This window comes from Colwellia sp. F1 (assembly GCF_056238625.1).
On sequence record NZ_JBWDLI010000002.1, the window covers coordinates 138,836 to 164,205 of the forward strand.

At 38.8% G+C, this 25,370-nt stretch carries 20 protein-coding genes; 7 read left to right on the plus strand and 13 right to left on the minus strand.

Annotated features, from left to right (window positions below):
* Positions 1-8 precede the first annotated feature (8 nt).
* Positions 9-776 (plus strand): endonuclease/exonuclease/phosphatase family protein, encoded by a 768-nt coding sequence (locus tag AC0UA9_RS02390; protein ID WP_475656500.1) that lies wholly within the window; start codon positions 9-11, stop codon positions 774-776.
* A 148-nt stretch (positions 777-924) separates the two neighbouring features.
* The gene (locus tag AC0UA9_RS02395; RefSeq protein WP_475656502.1) at positions 925-1,533 is read left to right on the plus strand and encodes a GspH/FimT family pseudopilin; all 609 of its coding nucleotides are present in this window, start codon (positions 925-927) and stop codon (positions 1,531-1,533) included.
* 65 nt (positions 1,534-1,598) lie between these two features.
* Here AC0UA9_RS02395 and AC0UA9_RS02400 read toward each other — a convergent pair whose 3' ends face one another.
* The 11 genes from AC0UA9_RS02400 to murJ all read right to left on the minus strand — a co-directional run bounded on the left by AC0UA9_RS02400 (position 1,599) and on the right by murJ (position 15,843).
* Positions 1,599-2,051 carry a type IV pilin protein gene (locus AC0UA9_RS02400; RefSeq protein WP_475656505.1) on the minus strand — a complete coding sequence of 151 codons (453 nt, stop codon included), beginning with the start codon at positions 2,049-2,051 and terminating at the stop codon, positions 1,599-1,601.
* A gap of 26 nt (positions 2,052-2,077) precedes the next feature.
* Positions 2,078-5,158 carry a pilus assembly protein gene (locus AC0UA9_RS02405; RefSeq protein WP_475656509.1) on the minus strand — a complete coding sequence of 1,027 codons (3,081 nt, stop codon included), beginning with the start codon at positions 5,156-5,158 and terminating at the stop codon, positions 2,078-2,080.
* Positions 5,159-5,280: 122 nt separating this feature from the next.
* Complete coding sequence (locus AC0UA9_RS02410) at positions 5,281-5,757, minus strand: hypothetical protein (RefSeq protein WP_475656511.1); 477 nt, start codon at positions 5,755-5,757, stop codon at positions 5,281-5,283.
* Between the two features lie 57 nt (positions 5,758-5,814).
* The gene (locus AC0UA9_RS02415) at positions 5,815-6,843 is read right to left on the minus strand and encodes a PilW family protein (RefSeq protein ID WP_475656515.1); all 1,029 of its coding nucleotides are present in this window, start codon (positions 6,841-6,843) and stop codon (positions 5,815-5,817) included.
* A gap of 99 nt (positions 6,844-6,942) precedes the next feature.
* A complete protein-coding gene (gene pilV, locus AC0UA9_RS02420) occupies positions 6,943-7,518 on the minus strand; it encodes a type IV pilus modification protein PilV (RefSeq protein ID WP_475656517.1) in 576 nt (191 codons plus the stop codon).
* A gap of 478 nt (positions 7,519-7,996) precedes the next feature.
* Positions 7,997-8,926: a 4-hydroxy-3-methylbut-2-enyl diphosphate reductase gene (gene ispH, locus AC0UA9_RS02425; protein ID WP_475656520.1), complete on the minus strand. Its 930-nt coding sequence runs from the start codon at positions 8,924-8,926 to the stop codon at positions 7,997-7,999.
* A gap of 62 nt (positions 8,927-8,988) precedes the next feature.
* Complete coding sequence (gene fkpB / locus AC0UA9_RS02430; RefSeq protein ID WP_475656522.1) at positions 8,989-9,426, minus strand: FKBP-type peptidyl-prolyl cis-trans isomerase; 438 nt, start codon at positions 9,424-9,426, stop codon at positions 8,989-8,991.
* A 52-nt stretch (positions 9,427-9,478) separates the two neighbouring features.
* The gene (gene lspA, locus AC0UA9_RS02435; RefSeq protein WP_475656526.1) at positions 9,479-9,982 is read right to left on the minus strand and encodes a signal peptidase II; all 504 of its coding nucleotides are present in this window, start codon (positions 9,980-9,982) and stop codon (positions 9,479-9,481) included.
* 137 nt (positions 9,983-10,119) lie between these two features.
* Positions 10,120-12,978 carry an isoleucine--tRNA ligase gene (gene ileS / locus AC0UA9_RS02440; protein WP_475656528.1) on the minus strand — a complete coding sequence of 953 codons (2,859 nt, stop codon included), beginning with the start codon at positions 12,976-12,978 and terminating at the stop codon, positions 10,120-10,122.
* Between the two features lie 70 nt (positions 12,979-13,048).
* The gene (gene ribF / locus AC0UA9_RS02445; RefSeq protein WP_475656531.1) at positions 13,049-13,975 is read right to left on the minus strand and encodes a bifunctional riboflavin kinase/FAD synthetase; all 927 of its coding nucleotides are present in this window, start codon (positions 13,973-13,975) and stop codon (positions 13,049-13,051) included.
* A 254-nt stretch (positions 13,976-14,229) separates the two neighbouring features.
* Complete coding sequence (gene murJ / locus AC0UA9_RS02450; protein ID WP_475656535.1) at positions 14,230-15,843, minus strand: murein biosynthesis integral membrane protein MurJ; 1,614 nt, start codon at positions 15,841-15,843, stop codon at positions 14,230-14,232.
* 468 nt (positions 15,844-16,311) lie between these two features.
* Here murJ and rpsT point away from each other — a divergent pair, with 468 nt between their 5' ends.
* Both rpsT and AC0UA9_RS02460 read left to right on the plus strand, forming a co-directional pair.
* On the plus strand, positions 16,312-16,572 hold the full coding sequence (gene rpsT, locus AC0UA9_RS02455; protein ID WP_475656538.1) for a 30S ribosomal protein S20: 261 nt from the start codon (positions 16,312-16,314) through the stop codon (positions 16,570-16,572).
* A 236-nt stretch (positions 16,573-16,808) separates the two neighbouring features.
* Positions 16,809-18,515, plus strand: a complete 1,707-nt coding sequence (locus tag AC0UA9_RS02460; RefSeq protein WP_475656542.1) for a dipeptidyl-peptidase 3 family protein — start codon at positions 16,809-16,811, stop codon at positions 18,513-18,515.
* A 177-nt stretch (positions 18,516-18,692) separates the two neighbouring features.
* Here AC0UA9_RS02460 and AC0UA9_RS02465 read toward each other — a convergent pair whose 3' ends face one another.
* Both AC0UA9_RS02465 and tyrS read right to left on the minus strand, forming a co-directional pair.
* Entirely contained in the window at positions 18,693-20,558 is a 1,866-nt protein-coding gene (locus AC0UA9_RS02465) for an alpha/beta hydrolase family protein (protein ID WP_475656546.1), read from the minus strand.
* A 240-nt stretch (positions 20,559-20,798) separates the two neighbouring features.
* Positions 20,799-21,998, minus strand: a complete 1,200-nt coding sequence (gene tyrS / locus AC0UA9_RS02470; RefSeq protein ID WP_475656550.1) for a tyrosine--tRNA ligase — start codon at positions 21,996-21,998, stop codon at positions 20,799-20,801.
* Positions 21,999-22,206: 208 nt separating this feature from the next.
* On the opposite strand from tyrS, the gene AC0UA9_RS02475 reads away from it, so the two are divergent.
* The 3 genes from AC0UA9_RS02475 (at position 22,207) to AC0UA9_RS02485 (ending at position 25,285) form a co-directional block, all read left to right on the plus strand.
* Positions 22,207-23,643, plus strand: a complete 1,437-nt coding sequence (locus AC0UA9_RS02475) for a peptidoglycan DD-metalloendopeptidase family protein (protein WP_475656553.1) — start codon at positions 22,207-22,209, stop codon at positions 23,641-23,643.
* Positions 23,640-24,824, plus strand: a complete 1,185-nt coding sequence (locus tag AC0UA9_RS02480) for an anhydro-N-acetylmuramic acid kinase (RefSeq protein WP_475656556.1) — start codon at positions 23,640-23,642, stop codon at positions 24,822-24,824. The genes AC0UA9_RS02475 and AC0UA9_RS02480 overlap by 4 nt, the downstream gene beginning before the upstream one ends.
* A gap of 269 nt (positions 24,825-25,093) precedes the next feature.
* The gene (locus tag AC0UA9_RS02485) at positions 25,094-25,285 is read left to right on the plus strand and encodes a hypothetical protein (protein WP_475656558.1); all 192 of its coding nucleotides are present in this window, start codon (positions 25,094-25,096) and stop codon (positions 25,283-25,285) included.
* Positions 25,286-25,370 lie beyond the last annotated feature (85 nt).

A 25,370-nucleotide genomic window follows, 5' to 3' on the forward strand; every position in this document is an offset into this window, starting at 1 on the left:
AATTCACTATGCTTAAAAGCCGTTACCGTACCCTTGAATCTCTTAAATTTATGGGAGCAGCCTCTAAACAAGTGATAGGGCCTAACATTGAAATATTGTTATGGAATGTTTTTAAGTGCCAAAAAAAAAACTGGCTTAAAGACTTTATAACACTGGTTGATGGTAAAGACTTAGTGCTGTTACAAGAGGCTATTTTTAAATCTCCTTTTGACCATACGTTTAATCAATCATTACAGCATCAATGGATTATGGCGCGCAGTTTTAAAAACCTTAAAACAAATATTGAAACCGGCGTTAAAACAGGATCGATTGTCGCAGCAAAAGCGCATTCTTTTTTCGTTTCCCCTCACAGTGAACCAATATCAAACACAAAAAAAGTGTCATTGGCCACCTTATATCCATTAGATATCGAGGGGCAGTCACTACTGGTGATAAACTCTCATCTCATTAACTTTGTTTCTTTTGATAAATTCAGAGCGCATTTAAATCAACTTATTCAAATACTTGAGCAACATGAGGGCCCTGTTTTATTAGCTGGAGACTTTAATACCTGGAATGCGAAAAGGTTGAAGTATTTTCATGCCCTTGCCATGTCTTTTTCATTAGAGGAGGTACAAATGAATCGCCAGCCAAGACTCGGCCATTTATTTCACCACCTTGACCATATATATTATCGCGGCTTGACCGTAGTTAACACACAAGTACACACTGATATTTATTCTTCAGACCATTACCCAATTAGCTTGTCATTACGTACAGCAGAGACGACACAATAAAGCCATATTACAACACTCAACACGGGAGCCGTTTCCATAATGGCTGAGATAGTAGCTGTAATAGGGTTATTTGCTGGATAAACAGCCGCTTGTGGGGCAGGTAATAAAATGATATAACTCTTGCACTGTAGTAATTTACGGATATATTATGAGCCAGATTTTAGGAACTACCTTTTCTTACTTTTCCGCTGCTCGTCGCCAGCAAGGGTTTACATTCCTTGAATTAGTGGTTGCGATAGCCGTGGTTGCGATTTTGTCTGCTGTTGCTTTACCTAGCCTAAATAGTTTCTTGGTAAAAATGCGCGTAGACAATGAAATTAGTGAGCTACAACGGTTATTACTGACTGCCAGAAATATGGCAATAAATACTGGAAGAAACACCACAGTCTGCCACCTTTCAGGTAACACTTGTACCGCTAATAGTTGGCATAAAGAACTTAGTGTATTTACTAATAATAGCAATACTACTAACAATCATAAATATAATCCTGCAACTGAAGAGTTAGTGAAAACCAAAGACGCTATCAAGTCAGGCGACAAACTCCAGTTTGCCCATACCAGTATTACGTATAGGCCATCAGGCCAACTTTTGACCCCCACTGCTGCTAGCCTTTTTAAATACTGTCCAAAAGGTGAAGCAAGTAGCGCTAGAGGCATCGATATTTCTATTTCTGGCAGGAGTGAAACCAGCGCTGATACTGATAACGATGGTAAAGATGAAGATAGAGCAGGTAATGAAATTGCCTGCGCTATCTAGTAGACAAGTGGTTAGTGAAGTAATTAGCCGTGACAAAAGTTTACTAACTATTTTCACTTTGGTGTTTATTTTTCCCAACAGGTGGTAGATTCTCCGCCTTTGGTGCCAACTTCATTGATTGTTATTGTGGTACAGTCTGGGTCATTTTTTAATTGGCTACCCAACGCTGTCGCCGTTAATACAAAACTATGGCCTGAATTTGTCACTACTGCATCTATACTGTAATTGCCTGACTCGGTGATGTACGGGTCTGCCGGCATATTTAACGCGGTCATATCATCAGTATAAGTTCGGTGATCAATATAACCTTGCTCTTCAACATTGGCTAAACGCATTAATTCACGTTGTGCTTCCGCACGGTTTGATCGCGCAACAAAATCAGTATATGCAGGGTAAGCAATACTTGCCAAAATAGCGATAATAGCCACCGTAATCATTAACTCAATTAATGTTAAGCCACGTACACTTTTATTTAATGCTAAGTGACTGAACATAAATTCTTTCTGCTTTTTCTTCATACGGTTCTCCTCATGTTTGCAAGCACTTATCTATCCTCTTGAATGGTTAACGAGGTTCGCATAGTGCCTAAAACAAACCCAACAGGTATAATTTCTTTACCAACAATAAGATCTCCTTGTAACTCTGTAATACCGGTAATTGGGTCTAATACAGGCGTTGATATTAAGGTCGGCTTTCCTAAAAACTGACTCCCCATATGTTTTATTCTATCATCACCATTTCTATTATTTTGTTCACTCCCCCAGTTGTATTTTTTAATGCCTAATGCTAAGTCAATAGTATATAACCAAGAGTCTCCAGGTGTCACTGAGCACTGGGTACTAGGTGAAGGCGTATAAGTGACAAAGCTAGCTTCATTGTTGATAACAATTGCTTCAGCAGAGGTTTTCTCACCAGGTTGTTGTAAGTCAATATACCAGCCTGATTGTTCACTCACATCAATTAGTAAGGCCTCTTGTGCTGTTGTTAATGAAGGATAGCCGTTAAATGGGTCGTCTGTATAATCAGCAAGATCGGCGAGCGTAATAGCGGCTATTGATGGTGTCACATTTTCTAACTGCTGCGTTTTAATGTGCCTATCTTTAAACATAAAGAGCTTATCATCAGTATTCGTTGCTGTAGGAGATGTTCTATCACCACTACCTAACAATATTGCATCGTATGGGATTTGTTGTTTAATAATGTTCGGCTCTTCTTCCGTGCCAGTATCGATTGTTTCAAGGATATAGGTTCTAACAATAGACGGTTTATTAAAGAAGCGTATATCAGTTGCATTTGACTCCCCTCCCACACTAGCAAACCTGACCAAAGATGTATCTGCTACAGTAGCATTAGGCATATCTATCCGCCAAACATCACCACCGGTATCGCCAACATATAAGCGGTCAACTAAAGCATCATTATCGCTATCTAACGTTGCGACACTTGCTGGAATACTATTACCCCCGCCTGTTGCTTGGTTTAATATTATTGCGCCGGTTCTGGCATTTACTATATAAACTGAAGAACCACTGCTATCGGTATTCCCCCCCGCAGATGAACTGTCTTTACTGGTATCATAACCACCGCCAAAAACAACGGAGAGTTTATCTGAGTCTGTAGTATTGAGTACCGACCTTATCACCTGTGGCTTTGACCATGTTTGTCCCAAAGCTGAAAATCCGGGGCTATTCTCGTCTTTATGCCACATTAAGCTTGGCGCAGTAGGGCTTGTGATATCCAGTGCATAATACCCACTTCCACCGCGACGTAAACCAAAAAACAACCATACTGTATCACTGCCATTGACGATACCATCATTATTAATATCATTAATATGGAGCGTAATTTCACCATCAAGCCCGTAGATTTTATTGTCGGCAGCGATGACATTATCTCGTAACGGTTTAATATTTTTAAAAAACTCTTCAGGAAGGAACGCCCAGTTTTCTATAACTGAGGTATCGCTCACGTCCTCAAACATATGCAACACCCCTGAATTAGTGCCTACCACTATCCTAGGGTTACCTGTACCATAGTTAATAATAACCGGCTGTGAATGTAACGGGTCACCAAATACGTCAGCTCTAACGTCAGTTGTGCTGCCGTCTTCGTCATTATCATCAACATCAACCCCCATAGCCCAGCTGATATGATCAGCTATTTCATTAACTTCACTCTCTGGAATACCAAACGCTGCCGCTTTTTCAGCATTACTACTGTAGTTGCTAATAATATCGCTTGGTGTGCTAAAGGCTGTTAAGCTTCCTACGCCTTCAATATCTGTAAAGAAATTTCGAGAAGCGATACTGGTTGTTCGCAACATAGCAGCAACACCACCTTCACTGACATCATTACCATCAATAGTTGATGACCAAAAGCTTTTTGTATTTTCACCGAATTCGCCAGCTAAATTCACCGCACTATTACCAAGGGCGTCAACTTGTATGCCATTAGCAATTTTATATTTCTTTAAGTTACCTTGCCACCGTGCTGCGGTACTGGGTTCAAACATGCCGTAATACACAGCGTCTGTTGTTTGCGTTCTATCAAAGCTATTGGCCGACACCGAAGCTGAGGTTAACGAGCTACTTTCTAGTACTTGTTTTACTACCGCTTGCAATGCTCCTTTTAGCGCTTCTGCTGTACTCGCTGCATAATACTTGCCACCTGCAGGTGTATCATAAAACCCTTCCTTCTCAACTTTTTCCACACCGTCACGCGCCGCAGTTTCTAGCAAGTTTGTCGCACTGACCGCATTAGTAAAGCCAACGGTATGTATTTTTACAGAAGCTAACAACTCATCCTCTGGTGTATCGCTAATCGCAGTACCTGTTTTTAAGTGATCATTATAGCCTGATAATTTGAGCCAGTTTCGGGTAGCCATCCAATTGCCTAACACACCTAAGAAGTTTCCAGTGCTACTGTCTGCGTCACTATTGCTGGTTCCTGTTAATGTTTTAACCAAGCTGTTTGCTTTATCATCTAAAGTTGGATCACCATCGGTAATATAAATGATGGTGATTTCTTTATTACACTGCATCCCCTTAAATGGGCTAGTGTACCTTCCTGAACTAATGATGCTAGCTGGCGTACTTTTGTCATCATTACCATAGTGAAGGTAGCCACCTGAAAGGTAACGATAGGTTTCATAAAGCGTTTCACACAAAGGCGTACCATTACCGTCAAAAGTGGTATAATTATAGTTTGTGTTGTTAGTATCATTATCAAGAATGTCGATTAGATCAGCTTTATTATCAGAATCACTTAGGTCTTTTAAGCCAAAAACAATACGACCACCATCTTTTTGGTTTTTTTTGCTGTCCTGATTACTATTAAAGAGCTGTAAACCAAAATTGACTTCTGGGTTGTCATTAATTAAATCTATAATGATTTTTCTTGCGACATAAGCGCGTGTATTAGGGTTATTAACATGCTCATTACCACTACCTAACCTAGTATCACTACCGACGGGATACCAAACCATCGAAGGGGAGTTATCTAAAATAATAAGCACTTCAGGACGTTGAACAGTCGCATCTGTATTTTTGATATATAAATCAATATCGTCACTCAGTGCTTTATTCGACAAAGCAACTAGAAACACAACCATTATAATTTTTATCATTTTATATCCTTACTATGTATAAATCGGCTATGGCGACTTTCCTGCCAGCTCAGCTAGTACAGATTAGCGTTGAGCAATAGCGCATTAAAAATATTATTGTTATTCATTACTTCGTCCGTAGTTTAATTCACTGTTAATAGTTGCTGCGCTATATCCGCATCAATCACGACAGTGCTCGTGTTAGCTCTACCATAAGGCCTGGTAATACGTAACTGTAAATAGTTACACTCTATTATGCCAACCGAAGAGGCAACGACCGTTCGAGGACAAACATACTCTTCAAATAAGGGATTAGCAATAACACTCGCACTTGCGGTAGCCCCTGTTTTTGTTGTTGCAGGTAATAAGTCTGCACTGTTATAACCAGCAAGATTATTCAACCCTTGAGTAAATAAATTTACAGCACGAATATTTACTTGATTGTTAATCACTTCATCAACCGCACTGAGCGCTTCTTGAGTGGCAACCGTTTTTTCATTACTTGCGCCCGCCATTTTTATATCGGTTGTAGTATTTTGCATTAGCGCCGCTGCAACAGCAGTTAACGCAACAAGAAAGACCAAGGATACCACTAAAACTACCCCTTTTTGCCTAGCCATTGTGCTACTTAACGAGGTGTAATTACTATTTTTTATCTTGTTATTCATCATAGTGAGTTAATTCCACATGTCTATACTGGCGTTATAAAGCGTTACGGTTGAGGTGAAAAGTAAACGGCGATAATTATCATTAACTGCGTAGTCAAAGCCTGCTAATTTATAGGTATTAGTATTTGTATATTTTTTATCTTCTCTAATACTACGGGCTAACACATATATTTTCACGGCGATAATTCTACTTGCCGAATTATCCCACAAGTTTTCAGTCATATTACCCGCTGGTATATAAGCATCAACAACACCGTAACCGGCATCTGAAGGATTAATATCAGTATCAATACCATATTCAAAACGAATCATTTCAATCCCATCAATGATAGGAGAAAAAGACAAAGTCCCCGCCAAGCGCCCTTGCATTAGTACCGGCACTGTATTATCTCCTTGTGCTTCATCTCTCACATAGTAAATATGATGTTGATACTCCCACACTCGGCCATTATTTATATCCGGCACTACACCTGGCGTAAAAAAACCACCATTGTTCATATTACTAATAAAATAATAGTTACCTGGGGGCGCTATATCGCCAGGCGACAAAGCTAGAGGTGAGGAAACAACTCGCTTAATTTGTAAAACGTCACTTTCTAGCTTAGCATCTGTTCGGCAATCCGACATGATAGATGCATTGGTTACTGTTTGCCCCCAAAGCGTTCTAAAGTGCCCCACTGCTTGAGGAAATGTGCCATTGTTTGCACCTCCACCAATGCACTCTCCCACTGGAGCACCTGGCACTGGGCTAACACTAGCAAAATCAATCACACCTGAGTAATCACCCCAAAAGTCTTGCCTTAATAAGTCATCAGTCAATACGTTTATAGCAAAGCGGCCATTCTCTTGTAGTTCGCCGTAATTTGATGTTTCACTGGTTGTGGTTCGCATGCCAACAAACACACTCAATACCCCTGCAAAAATGACCAAACCAATAATGAGTGCAATAAAAACTTCAAGCAAGCTAAAACCGTGCTGAGTATTTACACTTACCTTAGTTATTTGAGTTGTTTTAAAGCGGCATTTATTATTTTTCATTGACTAAAATCTCAACTTTATCTGGTTTTTAATTGTTTATCTTAGCTAACGATAAGAATTGATTAACAGTATTAGTAGTTAACGGTACCAATAATTAACTTAAATGATAAATGCATTAACAACTACCTGACGGCGAGTATTTGCGGAAGTGCCACAGCTATCAACTTGGTCAGCATCTTTATACTTCGCTTTACCTTGCCAAGTTATCGCGACAGTCACATTGTTCCCAGCAACCGTTATACAACCAATACCACCAATTAAACCTCCAATTTTGCCAACTCCATCATTTTTAACAGCATTTGCGCCCATAAGTGATTGCTCCCAACCATAAAGATCATGGGTCACCATTTGTGCGGGCGTACATATAGTGGCTGGTGTATTACAAACGGGGCTTGCGGCAACTTTTCCTGAGCCGTAGGGGTTACCAGCTGCATAAGCATTTAAACTGCTGCTGTCATTACCGCGCATACGCTCGATAATATCTTGCGCTAAACTGGAGGCGAGAGAGCGTTGCATTGCATCAAAGCTACTTTGTTTAGCCGTTACTTGCAAAGCAACGGCACCTAAAATACCTGTCACCATAATAACTAAGGCAACAAGCACTTCGATAAAAGTCATACCTTGTTGTTTAACAGTATCACTACTAATAGGCTTAGCACCTATATACTTAGCCATTGGCTTCTCCCTTTATAAGCATTTTTTTATTTTGTTATTTTTTTATTTTATGTCGATTACACTATTAAATAGCACATCGTTAAACACTTAAAAGCCCACCGTAAAATAGTCGATTGCAAAGAGTAGTTTTCAATGGGGGATGGATGAAATCACTACTTTTAGCAAAATTGTTTAAGTGGGTCTATTTAACACTACACCATTTTTACGCATAGCAATAGTAGCGCCTGTATTAAAGTAACTAAAGGCTAAGGGGGGATTACCTATGCTAAAAACTTTCGTGTGAATAATATAACCACATCCTTTTCATTTAAATGATTTCCCTAATACTGAAGCTATCAATATACACATATAGTATCTATCTATATTTTCTGTGAATATTATTGCTGTTTATGTGATGAATCTCATATTATTAAGTTGTTTTATTACAGCCACATAGGATTAAAGAAAAAACAACGGTTAAATTACAACCAACTAAAGATTAACGCAATTCTACAGGGACTGCAAATACAATATTTTCTTTACGCCCGGGATATTCTTGCACCTCTTTACCGCCAAAACCTTTTAGTGCCTCAATCACTTGTCTCACTAAGACATCTGGCGCAGAAGCCCCTGCTGTAACGCCAATAGTGTTCACCTCGTCAAGCCATGATATTTCAATATCATCGGCGGTATCAATCAAGTAAGAGGTTGTTCCCATTTTTTCAGACACCTCTCTTAAACGATTTGAATTAGAGCTATTTTTTGCTCCTACCACTAATAATAAATCGACTTGTTCAGCAATGGCGCGAACAGCATCTTGGCGATTTTGTGTGGCATAACATATATCGTCTTTGCGCGGGCCTTTAATGTGAGGGAATTTTTCTTTTAGCGCGTCAATAACGTCTGAAGTGTCATCAACTGATAAGGTGGTTTGGCTACAGTAGTAGAGTTTTTCTGGATTTTGCACTTCAAGCTTAGCGGCATCTTCAGCAGATTCAACAAGATAAATACCGGCGGTTTCACTGTCATACTGCCCCATAGTGCCTTCAACTTCAGGGTGGCCTTGATGACCAATGAGAACACATTCTATATTTTTTCTGCTAACCCGAGCAACTTCCATATGTACTTTAGTGACCAATGGGCAAGTCGCATCGAAAACTTTCAAAGCTCGCGCTTTAGCTTCTTGGCGAACGGCTTTTGAAACGCCATGAGCACTAAATATCACGGTATTATCATCAGGCACTTCATTAATTTCATCAACAAAGATTGCCCCTCTTTTTTTCAGGCCATCAACTACAAATTTATTATGTACGACTTCATGACGCACATAAATGGGTGCGCCGAATAAGTCTAACGCCCGGTCAACAATACTAATAGCACGGTCAACGCCAGCACAAAAACCACGAGGGTTTGCTAAAATAATTTTCATAAGGATCTCAATACCATCTTCTAATTATACATAACACGTTACGACAAGCCCGTGACTTAAGCTTATAATATTTCTATTAAGTCAATAACAAACGTAACCGCTTGACCGGCTAATGGGTGATTAAAGTCAATTGTGACTGAGTTACCGTTGACTTCTTTGATCATACCAGGTAATTCCCCACCTGGTTGTGCAAAAGTAATAATGCTGCCCACTTTTGCTGGTACCTCGGCAGAAAACTTATCAATATCCATATAGTGAATATTATCTGGGTTAGACTCACCAAAAGCGTCAGCGGCATCAAGCGTAAAGGTTTTACTGCTACCGACAGGCATGCCCAATAATTGCGCTTCAAAGGCGGCTGAAATACTTTTGTCACCCATAATAATTTTAGCTGGTTTATTATTCACTTTTGTACTGTCAGCGGCTGAGCCATCACTTAATGTCATAGTAATATGCACTAAAATACTTGAGTCTTTTTGAATTGTTTGTTCTGTGGTCATTAGTTGTCTTCTATTGATGTTGGTGAGCCATATTATGGCAAAAAATTCTATTTTATCGAGAGTCTTCTGGTTGAGTAGTGAACGAGTCGATAATCATTAAAGCTGCACCAATAAAAATCATCGAGTCGGCAACATTAAACGCAGGAAAGTTATATCCAGCCCAATGAAAGTCTAAAAAGTCGATAACATAACCAAATAAGACCCTGTCAATGAGGTTTCCCAGAGCACCACTTAGCATTAAAGCAAAAGCTATGCCTAGCAAGGTTTGTGTTCGAGGTGTTTTCGCTAACCACACAATAAAAACAATGCTAGCAATGGCCGCAATCACAGTAAAAAACCAACGTTGCCAACCACCTTGGTCGGCTAAAAAGCTAAATGCAGCACCAGGATTATGCACATAAGTTAGGCTAAAAAATGGTAATATATTAAGTGATTCATAAAGATTAAATGCACTAACCACCCATTGTTTAGTAACTTGATCTAGCACTAAAAATAGCAAAGTTAACCATAACCAACGCAAGCCAGTGTTGTTCAATGTAGTAAAAAATTTATTCAATTTAAAAATTCTCTTGTGCTTAACTAAAAAATAATGGCCGGCTTCAGTTGTTTATACGCAGAACAAGAAGAAAGCACTCAGCGCAGACCTTCAGCTAAGTACTTTCAACATTTTTGTTGCAAAAGTGCGTGCATTATTTATGCGTATTCTCTTACTTCTCCTGCACCATCTACATTGCTAACACAACGGCCGCACAGTTCAGGATGTGCATCATCACAGCCAACGTCAGTGGTTACATGCCAACAGCGATCACACTTCTTCCCTGTTGCTGGCACAACATTTAACCATAACCCTTCAACGTCAGTAACTTGAGCGCCTTTTGGCAGTTGTTCTGCATCTGAAACTATTTCAACTTCTGCCGCAGAGGTTATTAAAACAAACCGTAACTCTTCTCCTAACTGGGTGAGTTTTTGGGCAAGATCAGTTGTAGTGTATAAGGTGACTTGTGCTTCTAGCCCTTTACCGACAATCTTTTCCTTGCGAGCAAGCTCTAATGCACGGTTCACTTCACCACGAACTAATAATAATTCGCTCCAGTAGTCATTCCCTAACACTGTGTCTTCAGGCATAGTTTTTAAGCCTTCAAACCATACTCCAGTGAAAACAAACTCGTCACGCTCACCGGCTGCGGGCGCTGGTAATGCTTGCCAAATTTCTTGTGCGGTAAAAGATAAAATTGGCGCCATCCAGGCCGTCATAGCTTCTGCAATAAGGTACATTGCAGTTTGACAAGAGCGACGCGCATTAGAATCAGCTTTTGCGGTGTATTGTCTATCTTTAATAATATCTAAATAGAAGCCACCTAACTCTGTGGTACAAAAATTCATTAGCTTGTGCACAACCACATGAAATTCATAGTCATTGTAAGCGGTAATTATTTCATTTTGTAAACGCGCGGCTTTATCAACAACCCAGCGGTCTAACGCAACCATATCTTCAAATGCAACCGAATGTTGGGCTGGTTCAAACCCATTTAGGTTAGACAGCAAGAAACGTGAGGTATTGCGAATACGACGATAAGCATCTGCTTGGCGTTTAAATATTTCATCTGACACAATCATTTCTTGCGTATAGTTAACCGACGCAGTCCATAAACGTAAAATATCAGCACCTAAGGTATTAGTAATTTCTGAGGGAGTAACGACGTTCCCTAATGACTTCGACATTTTATGGCCATTAACATCCACAGTAAAACCGTGAGTAAGCACTTGCTTATATGGCGCCTTGCCAGTCATGGCAACAGATGACATCATTGACGACATAAACCAGCCGCGATGCTGGTCAGAGCCCTCAAGGTATAAATCAGCGATACCATCAAACTCTTCTCTTGCATGGATGACAGAAAAATGCGTAGTACCTGAGTCAAACCAAACATCTAAAGTGTCTGGCACTTTGACAAAATCATTGGCATCATCACCAATAAGTTCATTGGCTTGTAAATCAAACCATGCTTGAATACCCTCCTTTTCCACACGTTTCGCTACGACTTCAATTAGCTCGATACTACGAGGATGCAAGGCGCCAGTATCTTTATGAATAAATAGTGCAATGGGTACACCCCAGGTTCTTTGGCGTGAAATACACCAGTCAGGACGACCTTCAACCATTTTTTCAATGCGGCTTTGGCCCCAGTCAGGGATCCACTGCGTTTTTTCTATTTCTTTTAATGAGTCACTACGTAAACCTTTTTTATCCATTGCGATAAACCACTGTGGTGTCGCACGGAAAATTATCGGCGTTTTATGACGCCAGCAATGTGGGTAAGAATGCTCAAGTGCATGGTGATGCATTAAAGCGCCCTTTTCTTGCAGTATTTCAACAACACTGGCGTTCGCTTTAAACACATGCTGCCCTGCAAATAGTGGCGTATCTTCAAGGTAAACACCATTGGCACCAACAGGGTTAGCGATTTCTAGGTTGTATTGTTTACCGACAACAAAATCTTCCACACCATGCCCTGGGGCGGTATGTACACAACCCGTACCTGAGTCAGTGGTGACATGCTCTCCTAAAACGACAGGAACTGTAATATCATAAAAAGGATGCTGCAATGGCACTAAATCTAACGCTGAACCTTTACAAAAGCCAAGAGCATGATATTTTTCAATACCAAACCTGTCCATACATGAGCTGACAAGATCAGAGGCAATAATTAAACGTAACTGTCCTTCTTCACCGTTAGGTAAAGTCTCGCACTGCACTAAGGTATACTCTACATCAGCGTGTACTGCTACTGCGCGGTTCGCTGGTAGTGTCCAAGGTGTTGTGGTCCAAATAACCATACCAATTTGTCCCGTACCCGTATGCCCTTCTGGGTGAGAGAACTTGTCGGCGACACTGTCATCTTTAACATTAAATTTAACGTCGATAGCAGGAGAGTGTTTGTCTTTGTATTCAACTTCAGCTTCAGCCAAAGCAGAGCCACAATCAGTACACCAATGTACTGGCTTAAAGCCCTGTTGCAAGTGGCCATTTTCAGCTATTTTACCTAAAGCTCGAATAATGTTTGCTTCTGTATCAAAGTCCATCGTGAGGTAAGGCTTTTCCCAATCTGCAAAAATACCTAGGCGTTTAAAGTCTTCACGTTGGCCGTTAACTTGTTTAGCCGCATACTCACGACATTTTTGACGAAATTCAGCAGCTGTCACTTTATGGCCAGGCTTACCTATTTTTTTCTCAACCATTAATTCAATAGGTAAACCATGACAGTCCCAACCAGGCACGTAAGGAGAGTCAAAATCAGATAACGTTTTTGCTTTAACAATAATATCTTTTAATATTTTATTAACAGCATGGCCTAAGTGGATATTACCATTCGCGTATGGGGGACCATCATGCAAAATGAATGATTTTTTACCTTTTTTAGCGGTACGAATTTTTCCGTACAAGTCTTTAGCAGCCCAGTCTTTGAGCATGTTAGGTTCACGGTTTGCCATATTGCCTTTCATTGCAAATGACGTTGCAGGCAAGTTCAAGGTTTTTTTGTAATCACTCATTTAAATCATTATCCGATTATTAATTTTTAAACTGTCAGACGCATATTGTCTAACCTACATTGCGCTTTCTTTATTTATTCTGTAGTACATGTTTTGCTTGTTTACTATCTAACTTAATTTGCGCAGTTAACGCTGCTAAGTTGTCAAACTTCATGACTTGACGAAGTTTTTTTATCATGATGACTTCAATACATTGTCCATAAATATCATCACTAAAATTAAAAATGTTCACTTCTAATTGCTGCCTTACCCCATTCACTGTTGGTCTTGCACCAATATTAGCCACACCATTAAATATACCTGTGGCTGTTTTTACCTTAACAGCAAAAACGCCGTTTAAGGGCGAGTTGCGTCTTTTTAGCAGGACATTCGCGGTAGGAAAGCCTAACTGTCTGCCACGTTTGTCGCCATGAAATACCTTACCTATAATTGAATAAGGCCTGCCAAGCATGTTTTCAACGTCGGCTAAGTTATCTTTCGCTAAGGCTTGCCTGATGGCAGTACTACTTACCCGACAATTTTCCATTTTACAGCTGGCAGTATCTGTGACTTCAAAGCCAAACTTCCCCCCCGCCCGAGTCAACATGGTAAAATCACCCGTACGATTCTTTCCAAAGTGGAAATCGTCACCAACAATCAAGTGTTTTACCCCGAGCTTTTTAACCAATAAGTGTTCAACAAATTGCTCTGCACTTTGGTTCGCAAATTTGCGGTTGAAATTAACACAAATCAGGCGTTGCACACCTAACTTAGCCAGTAAAGCATATTTATCTCTTAGTCGGCAAAGCCTAGCAGGTGCTTTTTCTGGGGCAAAAAATTCTTGAGGTTGTGGCTCAAACAATAGAACAGCCGAAACACAGTTAAGCGCTTTTGCTTTCGCTACTAAGGCTGCGATAACGCGCTGATGTCCTTTATGCACACCATCGAAATTACCTATGGTTAACACACAGCCATTATCACTATGTTGAATGTTATGTATACCACGAACTAACTGCATTGTTCTTTACTTTGCCTTATGCGCCAAGAATTAAAAACCAGTTCTTCTCACTAAAAAGATGAATAAATCAAGGTAAACATCGCTAGTTAAATTCATTACCTACCAACGGATAAGTGATGGCTGAGTGGGTAACTATTATACTAAAAATTGTTATACCGACTATAGATAAAAATAAATCGCCAAATTATATAGTAAAGCGTATTAATAATCAGTAGCCCGGCCCTTTTATTTTTTATTTCACTGCTTAATACTGCCTAATGTTGCCTTTCACTTATTACTTTAAAGTCATTAACTCGAATACCTAATAAAAAAATGACCATAAAATAACTCAAACCTCCTACGCTAATACAAAGAACCAGTTTTGCAACTTGTTCAAAAAAGCTCATGCTTAGCCAAACATTAAAGCTATCTGACAATGTATATACCACAAACGCCATCACACCGGCCGCGAATATTAACTTACTAATAAAAAGCTTGGTTTTTTTCGATAAATGATAAACCTTAGCTTCTTTTAAGCCTCGGTATAACAGCCAAGCATTTAAGGTTGCCGATAAGGTTGTCGCTATTGCTAAACCAACAAAGCCAAAGAGTGGTGCTAACATTAAGTTAAGTGCCATATTCACTACCATTGCTTTTATGCCTATTTTTACTGGTGTCTTAGTATCTTGTCTTGCGTAATATCCAGGCGCCAGCACCTTGATAAACATAAAGCTTAATAAACCTGAAAGGTAAGCAAACAATGCCATTGATACTTGTAAAACATCGGTTTGGCTAAACTCACCACGCATAAAAAGTACCATAATTATGGGTTGCGCTAATACCATTAATCCTGCCAATGCTGGCCAACCAAACAAGCTAATCACTTTTATTCCCCAGTCGAGCGTTGCCCTAAATTGCTTAGGATCCTTTTTGCTGTGTAGCTTCGATAAGCTAGGTAACACCACAGTGGCAATACCGATACCGAATAGCCCTAAAGGAAACTCCAGCAACCTATCAGCATAGTAAAGCCAACTGATAGAACCTGTAATTAAAAAGCTTGCGATTAATGTATCCAGTAATAAATTAATTTGTGTAACTGAGACACCAAACAAAGCTGGGATAATTAACATGCGAATTTTAGTAACTCCTTTGCTCTGCCAAGCCCAACAGGGCTTTACTAACACCCCCGCTTTATACAAAAAAGGTATTTGAAATAAAAACTGCATTAAGCCCCCCAAAAACACCCCCCAAGCCAACGCATGTGCAGGGCTTTGTGTATATGGAGCACCATAAATTGCCATTAAAATAATAACAATATTGAGCAATACTGGCGTAAAGGCGGCCACAGCAAACTTTCCTAACGTGTTTAACACCGCGCCAGCAAGTGCGGTAAAACTGATAAACCATAAATACGGGAAGGTAATTTTTAATAAGTTGGCGGCTAATTCAAATTTTTCACCGCCAATACTTTCTGTACCCTTGTTTAACCAGTCGACAAACCAACCGCCACCAAACAAAATAACAAATAAAGGGGAAGCCAACATGCCAAACAATGTTACCAAGGTAATAATAACCCCCAAAGTCCCTGAGGCTTGGGCGATTAAACGCCGTGTTTCATCAAGAGAAGTGGCTGATTTAGCTTGCTCTGCATTAAGCTCATCTCGTGTATGATATTCACTTAACACTGGCACAAAAGCTTGGGCAAAAGCGCCTTCAGCAAAGAGTCGCCTAAAAAAGTTAGGTATTTTATTAGCGAATAAGAATACATCCGCCATTGCTCCAGCGCCCATCAAATTGGCAATAACAACATCACGTACTAAACCCAACACACGTGAAACTAGGGTCATAAAACTAACGACAACCCCTGATTTAATTAACTTTTTACTCAAAAACAAAATCCTTATAATGCATAGTAATGACAGCCTAGCACCACTGGTTTAAGTAATGCGTACACGCGTGCTTACTATATTGGCGAGGTAACAGCATAAACAACAAAAATAATTGCTATTATGTGATGATTTTACCTATTTAAACAATGTATACTTATTACTGTTCACAACATAACACTGGGTAACTGCAACACTATTATTAATATTTAAGTGGTTAATGTTTACGTTAATAAGGCTTAAACTCTTAACACACCTTTATTTAATAATACCTAGCAAAGCCACACTATTCTGTCATTGCTCTTTTCTAACTCTCTAAACTTATGTGTAATAGTTATCGATTATTCCATTAAATATTATCATTAATTTTTTGTTAGATAGGCAATTAAAACATTTGACAATCAGCCACAAAACTGGCATATTTTGTCGCCTTAAATTTAAGCTTATATACTACATACTTTAGGAGTCACCTTGGCTAACTCAAAACAAGCTAAGAAGCGCGCAGGACAATCTGAAAAGCGCCGTCAAAACAATGCAAGTCGTCGTTCATTAATGCGTACTTTAGTTAAGAAAGTAATCGCAGCTATTGAAGCTGGTGACAAAGAAGTTGCAACAAAAGAACTAGCTGCTGCAACACCAGTGCTAGATCGTTATGCAACTAAAGGTCTTATCCATAAAAACAAAGCAGCTCGTAATAAGAGCCGTTTAAATGCTGCAGTTAAAGCTTTATAAAATTCTATTTTATAAGCTGATGCACATTGTTTTATGAAACAATTACTTAAGAAATTTTATTTATTAAGTAGACATAAAAAACCGACATTTGTCGGTTTTTTTATGCCTAAAATTTGCTTTATTCCTGAAAAGTTTACACACTGACGCACTTTAATTTCATTACACTATTGCACTTTTAGGCAATTTTTTTTAGTCTCATTGCCAAATATAAAGGCGAATAATCATTGAGACCACTAATGACTTTACTAAAAAGAAGACAATTAACCACAAAACGCACTAACGTTTCAGCCATAATAATAGCAACTATCACCATGCTAAGCGCTTGTAATAACGAGCCTGCACAAAACAATCAAGTTACGATTCAAAATCAACAAGCCGCTGTGCAATTACTTCCAGGGTTTGAAGACCGTTTAGATATCTACAAAGAAGTAACACTGTCGGCAGATTTAAGCCACCTATCTGCCAATCAAACCAAAATGCTAGCATTACTTATTGATGCATCAAAAATTATGGATGATTTGTTTTGGCAACAAGCTTTTTCGCAAGACAAAAAGTCATTTCTTGCATCTATTAAGGATGAAAAAGTCCGCCGTTTCGCTGAGATTAATTACGGCCCTTGGGATAGGTTAGACGGTGATAAGGTTTTTTTAACACACAATAAAGCGAAAGCTCAAGGGGCTGAGTTTTATCCTAAAGACATGACAAAAGCCGAGTTTGAACAAGCAAAATTAACTAAAAAAGAGGGGTTATATTCTCTGATTGACCGTGATGATGAAGGACAATTAATAACCCTTGCTTATTCTGAGGTTTACAGCGATGAAGTCAATCGTGCTGCTGCAATCTTAGAAAAAGCAGCAACCTTTGCTGAAGATAAAGAATTTGCCAACTACTTAACGATGCGAGCCCAAGCATTACGAACAGATGAATATCAGGCTTCAGATTTGGCCTGGATGGATATGAAGAACAACCCCATTGACGTGGTGATTGGGCCAATAGAGAATTATGAAGATCAGCTTTATGGCTACCGTGCTGCCTTTGAGTCGTATGTGTTAATTAAAGATTTAGCTTGGAGTGAAAAACTCGCTAAATATGCACAATATTTACCTGAGCTACAAAAAGACTTACCTGTTGCCAGAAAATACAAAGCTGAAGTTCCTGGCTCTGATGCAGACTTAAATGCCTATGACGTAATTTACTATGCTGGCCACTCTAATGCAGGCAGTAAAACCATAGCAATTAATTTACCGAACGATGAAGAGGTGCAACTCAAAAAAGGCACTCGTCGCTTACAGCTTAAAAATGCGATGCGCGCTAAATTTGACACTATAATGCTGCCCATCGCCGAAACTCTGATTGTACCAGCACAACGGGAAAATGTGACTTTTACTGGCTTTTTTGCCAACACTATGTTCCATGAAGTTGCTCATGGCTTAGGGATTAAAAACACCATTAACGGTAAAGGTACTGTGCGCCAATCGTTAAAAGAGCACGCTAGTGCATTAGAAGAAGGCAAAGCCGATATTTTAGGCTTATACATGATACGCCAGTTACTTGAAAAAGAAGTAATTACCGAAGGAAAACTGGAAGAGTATTATACAACGTTCTTAGCAGGTATATTCCGCTCAGTCCGTTTTGGTGCAAGCTCTGCACATGGTAAAGCTAATATGGTACGCTTTAATTACTTCCAAGAACAAGGCGCTTTTAGCCGTAACGAGCAAGGTTTATATAGTGTAAATATAGACAAAATGAGTGAGGCGATTAATGCTTTGTCTAAGTTAATTTTAACTTTACAAGGTACCGGTGATTATCAAGGGGTTGATGAATTGGTCACTAGTAAAGGGGTTATTAGTGAAACCTTAGCGGCTGATTTAGCTCGCTTAGAAAAAGCTAAAATTCCTGTTGATATAGTCTTTAAACAAGGTAAGAAAGTATTGGGGCTATAATCGTTTTTAATTAACAACATCTGTGCTGATCTAGTTTAAAGATAAAAGGCTAGATCAACACAGATAATAAATAATGGTTTGTCGTTATTTTATTACGATGGTTAACAAGCTCTACCTATATTTTATATAGTCTAGGTAGAGTTAAATTAAAACATCAATAAATGAAAAAACTTTAAGTTACGTGCCAATATGTGTTTCTAAGAACGAAAGTATTGCTTTGTTTGCATCCAAAATATTTGCTTCATTATAAAAACCATGACCCTCTTTATCTTTAACTAACCATTCATATGGGTGTTTATCTTGGTCAAGCGCCTTTTTTAGTTTTTCGGCATGTTCAATCGGCGCTCTTTTGTCTTTTTCTCCATGAATAATAAGTACAGGGGCTTTTAATTTATTTACATGGTATACTGGTGAATTTGCGCGCTGTTGCTCTACATCCGTACCCAATGTTTTATCTAAAAATGCATCGCCCCATTTAAGCGAGGTTATATCGCCTTCCTTGTATAGCATTGGTAAATCATAGACACCTGCATAACCTATCGCACATTTAAAGAGCTCAGGTGTTCTAATTGCGCTTTGTATGGCACTATAGCCACCAAAGCTTGTGCCAAAAATACAGACTCTATTTTTATCAGTTATCCCTTCTTGAACCGCATAATCCAATGCTAATAAAATATCGTCTTGAATTTTTGTGCCCCAATTTCCATAGCCTGCTTCCAAAAAGTTTTTACCATAACCTTCTGAGCCACGAAAATTAACTTGTACAACAACATAACCGGCATTGGCTAACATTTGTACTTGAGGGTTATACTCCCAATAATCTCTGGCATGTGGGCCACCATGCGGTAACACAACGGTAGGTAGGTTTTTAGCTTTATTTTTAGGCAGGGTTAAAAAGCCATTTAAAATTAACCCGTCTGGTGTTTTTATTCTAAAAGGCTCTACCGGAGACATTTCTTCAGGTTTAATCCAAGAAGCACTCTTAAATAAATGCTTGGCTTGCATCGTTTTCGTATCAAAAGAATAAAAGGTGCCTGGATTTATATCACTGCTAACATTAACAATAATGGTACTACCATCTTTTGTTTTACTGGTGATGGCAATCTTACTCCCTTGAAAAGCACTATATAATGCCTTATGCATTTTTGCTTCTTGAGCATCATTAGCTAGGTATTGATAACTCGGGTAATCTTCATCTAAACGTAGACCAAAAACACTATTTACATTCGATTGCATGATCTCTGTGGGGTCAACAAGCTTACTTTTATAAAGCAAACTTGTTTCTTTTGTTTTAAGGTTATATTTATATAACCCTTTGGCTTCACCCTTTTCAGCTTTTAATGCATAAACACTTTCATTATCTGGTGAGAAAGCTATTGGTGTAAATTCACCAATAAAGTCCTCACCAAACGTTTGCCATTTACTCTCTCTATCTTTTGAATAAAACAATTTAACATTGTAATCATTATCAACACCAGCAACAAAGCGTGGCTGCCCTTCATTATCAACAAGAAATTGACTATAAGGAATAGGGGCAATTCGCACTTTATTCTCTCTGCCCGAATAAACATTTAACTTAACAACCATAGGGAGCACATCAGATTTAGGTGATAGAAGCCGTTTTGTAATTAATACTTTGTCTTCATCGCCCTTTAAAATATCAATTAAAAAACCTGCATGGCCCGAATAAGCACTGCCAGGCTTTGATCGATAACCAAAGATCATTTTTCCTTTTCTACCGTCATAATTAATCGCATAGAGTTCCCCTAAATTAGTAGGCTCTTCTAATGAACCGCGTAACTGCTCTAATTGAATGATGACACGTTCATTGTTAACCCAATAATAATCAGCCGCTTGGTTTTTCCCTCCAGAATTAAGTATGTAGGTTACTTCGTATGTTTTAGCATCTAAAAAGACCAAGCTTTTATCGCCTTCAACATTAACCAAGGCGGCTAAATGTTTACCATCTGGAGATATTTTTATATCGTAGTATTCTAAATGGCGAGAAAAGTTTTCCACTGTTGCCGCATAAGTTTGAGGCATAAATAGACAACTCATGACAAGCAGGGTAATAATGTAGTTTGAAAGTTTTGTTAAGGTTTTAATGTATATACTAGCCATAATCTTTTGTGTTTCACTCCATAAATTTCACTGTTCTAAATAAGAACGCTTAGCCTAGTTTTTTGTACCTTCCTCACCTTTAGTAAAAAAGATATAAAATAAGAATAAAAATAAACCAGTCATCTAACTGGTTTATTTTTACCTGTAAGTAAGGTGTACGGTTTACTTCACTGTAACGCGTGCAAACTTACGCTTACCCACTTGATACACTGCACTACTACCGCTGGCAATCACTAAGTTTCTATCAGTAATTTTTTCACCGGCTATTTTAGCTGCGCCTTGCTTGATCATACGATATGCATCTGACGTACTAGCAACAAGGTTAGCTTCTTTTAATAAGTTAGCAATGGCTATTTCACCATTTTCAGCGCTAATTTCAAGTTCAGGCATGTCATCTGGCATTGCCCCCTTTTGAAAGCGGTTAATAAATTCTTGGTGCGCGGCTTCTGCTGCAGCCTCATTATGAAAACGAGTAATGATTTCTTTTGCTAAATCTATTTTAACATCACGCGGATTTTTACCCTGCGCAATGTCTGCTTTATAAGCTTCAATTTCAGCTAACGGTTTAAAGCTGAGTAATTCATAATAACGCCACATAAGTACATCTGAAATAGACATGATTTTACCAAACATATCTGCTGGACTATCGGTAATACCAATATAGTTACCTAACGATTTAGACATTTTTTGTACGCCATCTAACCCTTCTAGTAATGGCATCATTATCACGGTTTGTGGTGTTTTGCCTTCTGACTTTTGCAGTTCTCGTCCCATCAATAAATTAAACTTTTGATCGGTACCGCCTAACTCAACATCGGCTTCTAAGGCTACTGAGTCCCAACCTTGTACTAAGGGGTAAATAAATTCATGAATAGCAATAGCTTGACCGTTCGCATAACGTTTTTTAAAGTCATCACGTTCCATCATGCGCGCAACCGTTTGACGAGAAGCTAATTTAAGCATACCAGCCGCCCCGAGTTTATCCATCCAAGTCGAGTTAAATGCTACGGTAGTTTTCGCAGGGTCTAAAATTTTAAAAACTTGATCTTTATAAGTTTGCGCATTTGCTAAAACATCTTCTTTTGTTAATGGCTTACGCGTTACATTTTTACCTGATGGGTCGCCAATCATACCGGTAAAATCACCAATTAAAAAAATAACTTCATGCCCCTGCAATTGAAATTGGCGTAATTTATTAATTAAAACAGTATGGCCAAGATGTAGGTCGGGGGCAGTTGGATCAAATCCCGCTTTAATTTTTAACGGCTTACCTGTTTTTAATTTTGCTAATAACTCTTCTTCTACTAAGATCTCTTCCACTCCACGCTGCAATTCTGCAAACGCTTGACTAACATCGGTCATTTTTAGCTCCATGGCTAGGTCAATTTTTATTACAATGAGCGAATTCTACTCATTTTACTCACGACATAAAAGCAGAAAAGATGTAACAAGCGGCTTTTTATATAAACTTTTATGAAAACTTTTTCAAAAACTTTGTTATAGTAAATTTTCAACTCGCGACAATGGTCGTATTCTATTTCCCATTAAATATAAAATTAATAATATCTCTGTGAATAAACAACAAATTATACAACGCCAGCTAAACACGCTTCGTGAAATTGCCTTTAGCCTTAGTGTCACTTTTAGTCAACTTCCAAAGAAACACCGCGCGACCATTATTGGCATCAGCATACTCGCACTCTTTATCATATTATTACCAAGTGAATATGAGTTAACGAATAAAAACAAAAAAAATCAAAGTTTTGAGGTCGGCAAGCGCTATCAGATTGCCATGCCTGACAGCACAATAGACTCTCTTCAAGTTGACCCCATTGACATTCCCTCTATCACTGTCACACCAAGCGATGAAAGCAGCCCTGTTGATGTTATAAGCACCACAGCGAATTCTGCACAGCAAAATGAAATGTCATGGCAAAGTGCCAAAGTACGCAACGGTGATTCATTAGCGAGAATATTTAAACGCCTTGGTTTTAGTGCTCAAGACACTTATGCAATTAGCAGTGCTGAAGGTAAATACAGTAAAATGTTATTAAAGCTCAACGTTGGTGACACTATTCGTATTGCCACCAATGCTGCTAAAAAAATTACCGCACTTGAATACCCTTTATCGAAAACAGATACCCTTTATATCAACCTCGTTGGCAATAGCTATCAATCACACAAAGAAAGTAAAGCGGTTGATATTAGTCAAGAGTTTACACATGGTGTAATAAAGTCAAATTTTTGGAATGCTGGTTCAGCAGCTGGTTTAACTGATGGGCAAATTATAGAACTTGCCAATATTTTTGGTTGGGATATTGACTTTGCTTTAGATATTCGCGCCGGTGATAGTTTTCATATTATTTATGAAAAAAAGTATGTTGAAGGTGAATACATCGGCCCTGGTAATATCTTGGTCGCCGAGTTTATTAACCAAAATGAGCCATTTCAAGCCGTTAAGTTCTCTGATGGCGAGTATTATACGCCTGAAGGCAGAAGCATGCGCAAAACATTTTTACGTGCGCCTGTAAATTTTAAGTATATTAGCTCTAGCTTTAAACCTAAGCGTTTTCACCCTGTTCAAAAACGCTGGAAAGCCCATAGAGGGGTAGATTATGCGGCTAAAACAGGTACTCCCGTTGTTGCAGCAGGCAGTGGAACAGTCACCCACTCAACGTATAACAAATACAACGGTAATTATGTTTTTATTCAACATGGCAATGGCATAGTAACCAAGTACTTACACTTTTCAAAACGTGCAGTTAAAAAAGGACAGCGAGTAAAACAAGGCCAACTTATTGGTCATGTAGGAGCCACTGGTTTAGCGTCTGGACCTCACCTACATTATGAGTTTTTAGTTAATGGTGTGCACCGCAACCCTAGAACAGTAAAGTTACCTGATGCCAAACCCATAGCTAACAAGTATAAAGCTGAATTTACCGCGTTATCTAAAGAGCGTTTACAAGCCTTAGTAAGGTCTAAAAATATTGGCTTAGCAATGCAATGATGGCAAGTAGCGCAAAATATTATATTGGCTTAATGTCTGGTACGAGTGCAGATGGTATTGATTTAGCTTTAGTTTCTTTTGATGACAATAACAAGCTCACACACCACGCTAGTTACTACCATGCTTATGATCATGATACAGCGGTAAACATTCTATCACTTTACCAAGCAGACCATAATGAAATAGACCGTGCTTTTACATTAGACATAGCATTAGCAAAGCTTTTTTCAGTAGCGATCAAGGCATTGTTAATACAAGAGCAACTCACCTATGCTGATATTATTGCCATTGGAAACCATGGACAAACCATACGCCATCGGCCACAAGAAAGTCACGCATTTACGCTGCAAATTGGCTGTTGTCAAACATTAGCTACCTTAACGAATATCCGCGTTATTGGTCAATTTCGCCGTAAAGATATGGCTCTAGGAGGCCAAGGTGCACCATTAGTTCCTGCTTTTCATCAAACCATTTTTAGTGAAACAAAAGCAACGAGCGACACCAACCACCACAGTGCCGCTGATGTATTTCTGGTGAATATAGGTGGTATTGCCAACATTACATTTCTCCCTGAAAACAACCAACAAAAAGTGATTGGCTATGACACCGGCCCCGGTAATGCATTAATGGATGACTGGTTCACTTTGCATAACCCTAACAGCGATACTAAGTATGATGCACAGGGTAATTGGGCCAACAAAGGCCAAATTAATGATACGTTGTTAGCCCAATTATTAACTGATAATTACTTTCAATTGCCCTTCCCTAAAAGCACAGGTCGAGAATACTTCCATTTGTTATGGTTAACAAATCAACTAGCTAAATTTCCTGCCATAAGCAACCAAGATGTACAGATGACCTTAGCCGCCCTGACGGCAACCACTATTGTGGATGCTATTACGCAAACTAAACCTAACAATCAAACACCTACCAAGGTATACCTTTGTGGTGGTGGCGCTCACAACACTGTTTTAAAAGAACTAATAAACCAACAGCTAACACTGCATTACCCAGACTATAAGCTTGCTTTAACAAGCGAACAAGGTATTGATGGTGATCAATTAGAAGCAATTGCTTTTGCTTGGTTAGCTTTTGCTTTTGACAAAAGCTTATATAGCAACATGCCTGCTGTAACAGGGGCTAGCAAGCATTGCACCCTAGGCAATGAGTACCTCCCCTAACTATTTCGCAAAAGTTAACAATTCCCTAGCAAAGACTGATTTATCCTCTATACTCTATGGTCAAAGAACAAAAAACAAACAATAAGTGCTGATTTTAACTACGACTTATTTGTTCAGCCTTTCTTTGGCTGTACAAAAAACAAACAAAAATGAACTAATACGAGAATGCAACGTCTAAGTTACTGTACTTTGATATGAGCAACGAATGCTATTAAAACGAATAAACGCATAGTTGATGGTACAAATAATACAATTAATGAGGAGGGAACATGGAGTTTAAAGATATACATATTGGGATGAAATGCGGCAGTAGAAAAGGCAGTGGTACTGTCACGTGGATCGATGGTTCAACTCGAAAAATCTATCTAGCAGACGCCTGCAATAATAATAGCTTTGAAGTGGACTTTGAAGAAATTATTGAAGATCCCCAAGCGCATAATCAAGATGATACTTTTTATTAATCTTTAACCATAATTGCATTACTGTAAGAACAAAAAAAAGCAATTAACATAAAAAAACCCATAGCTAAAGTTATGGGTTTTTTTT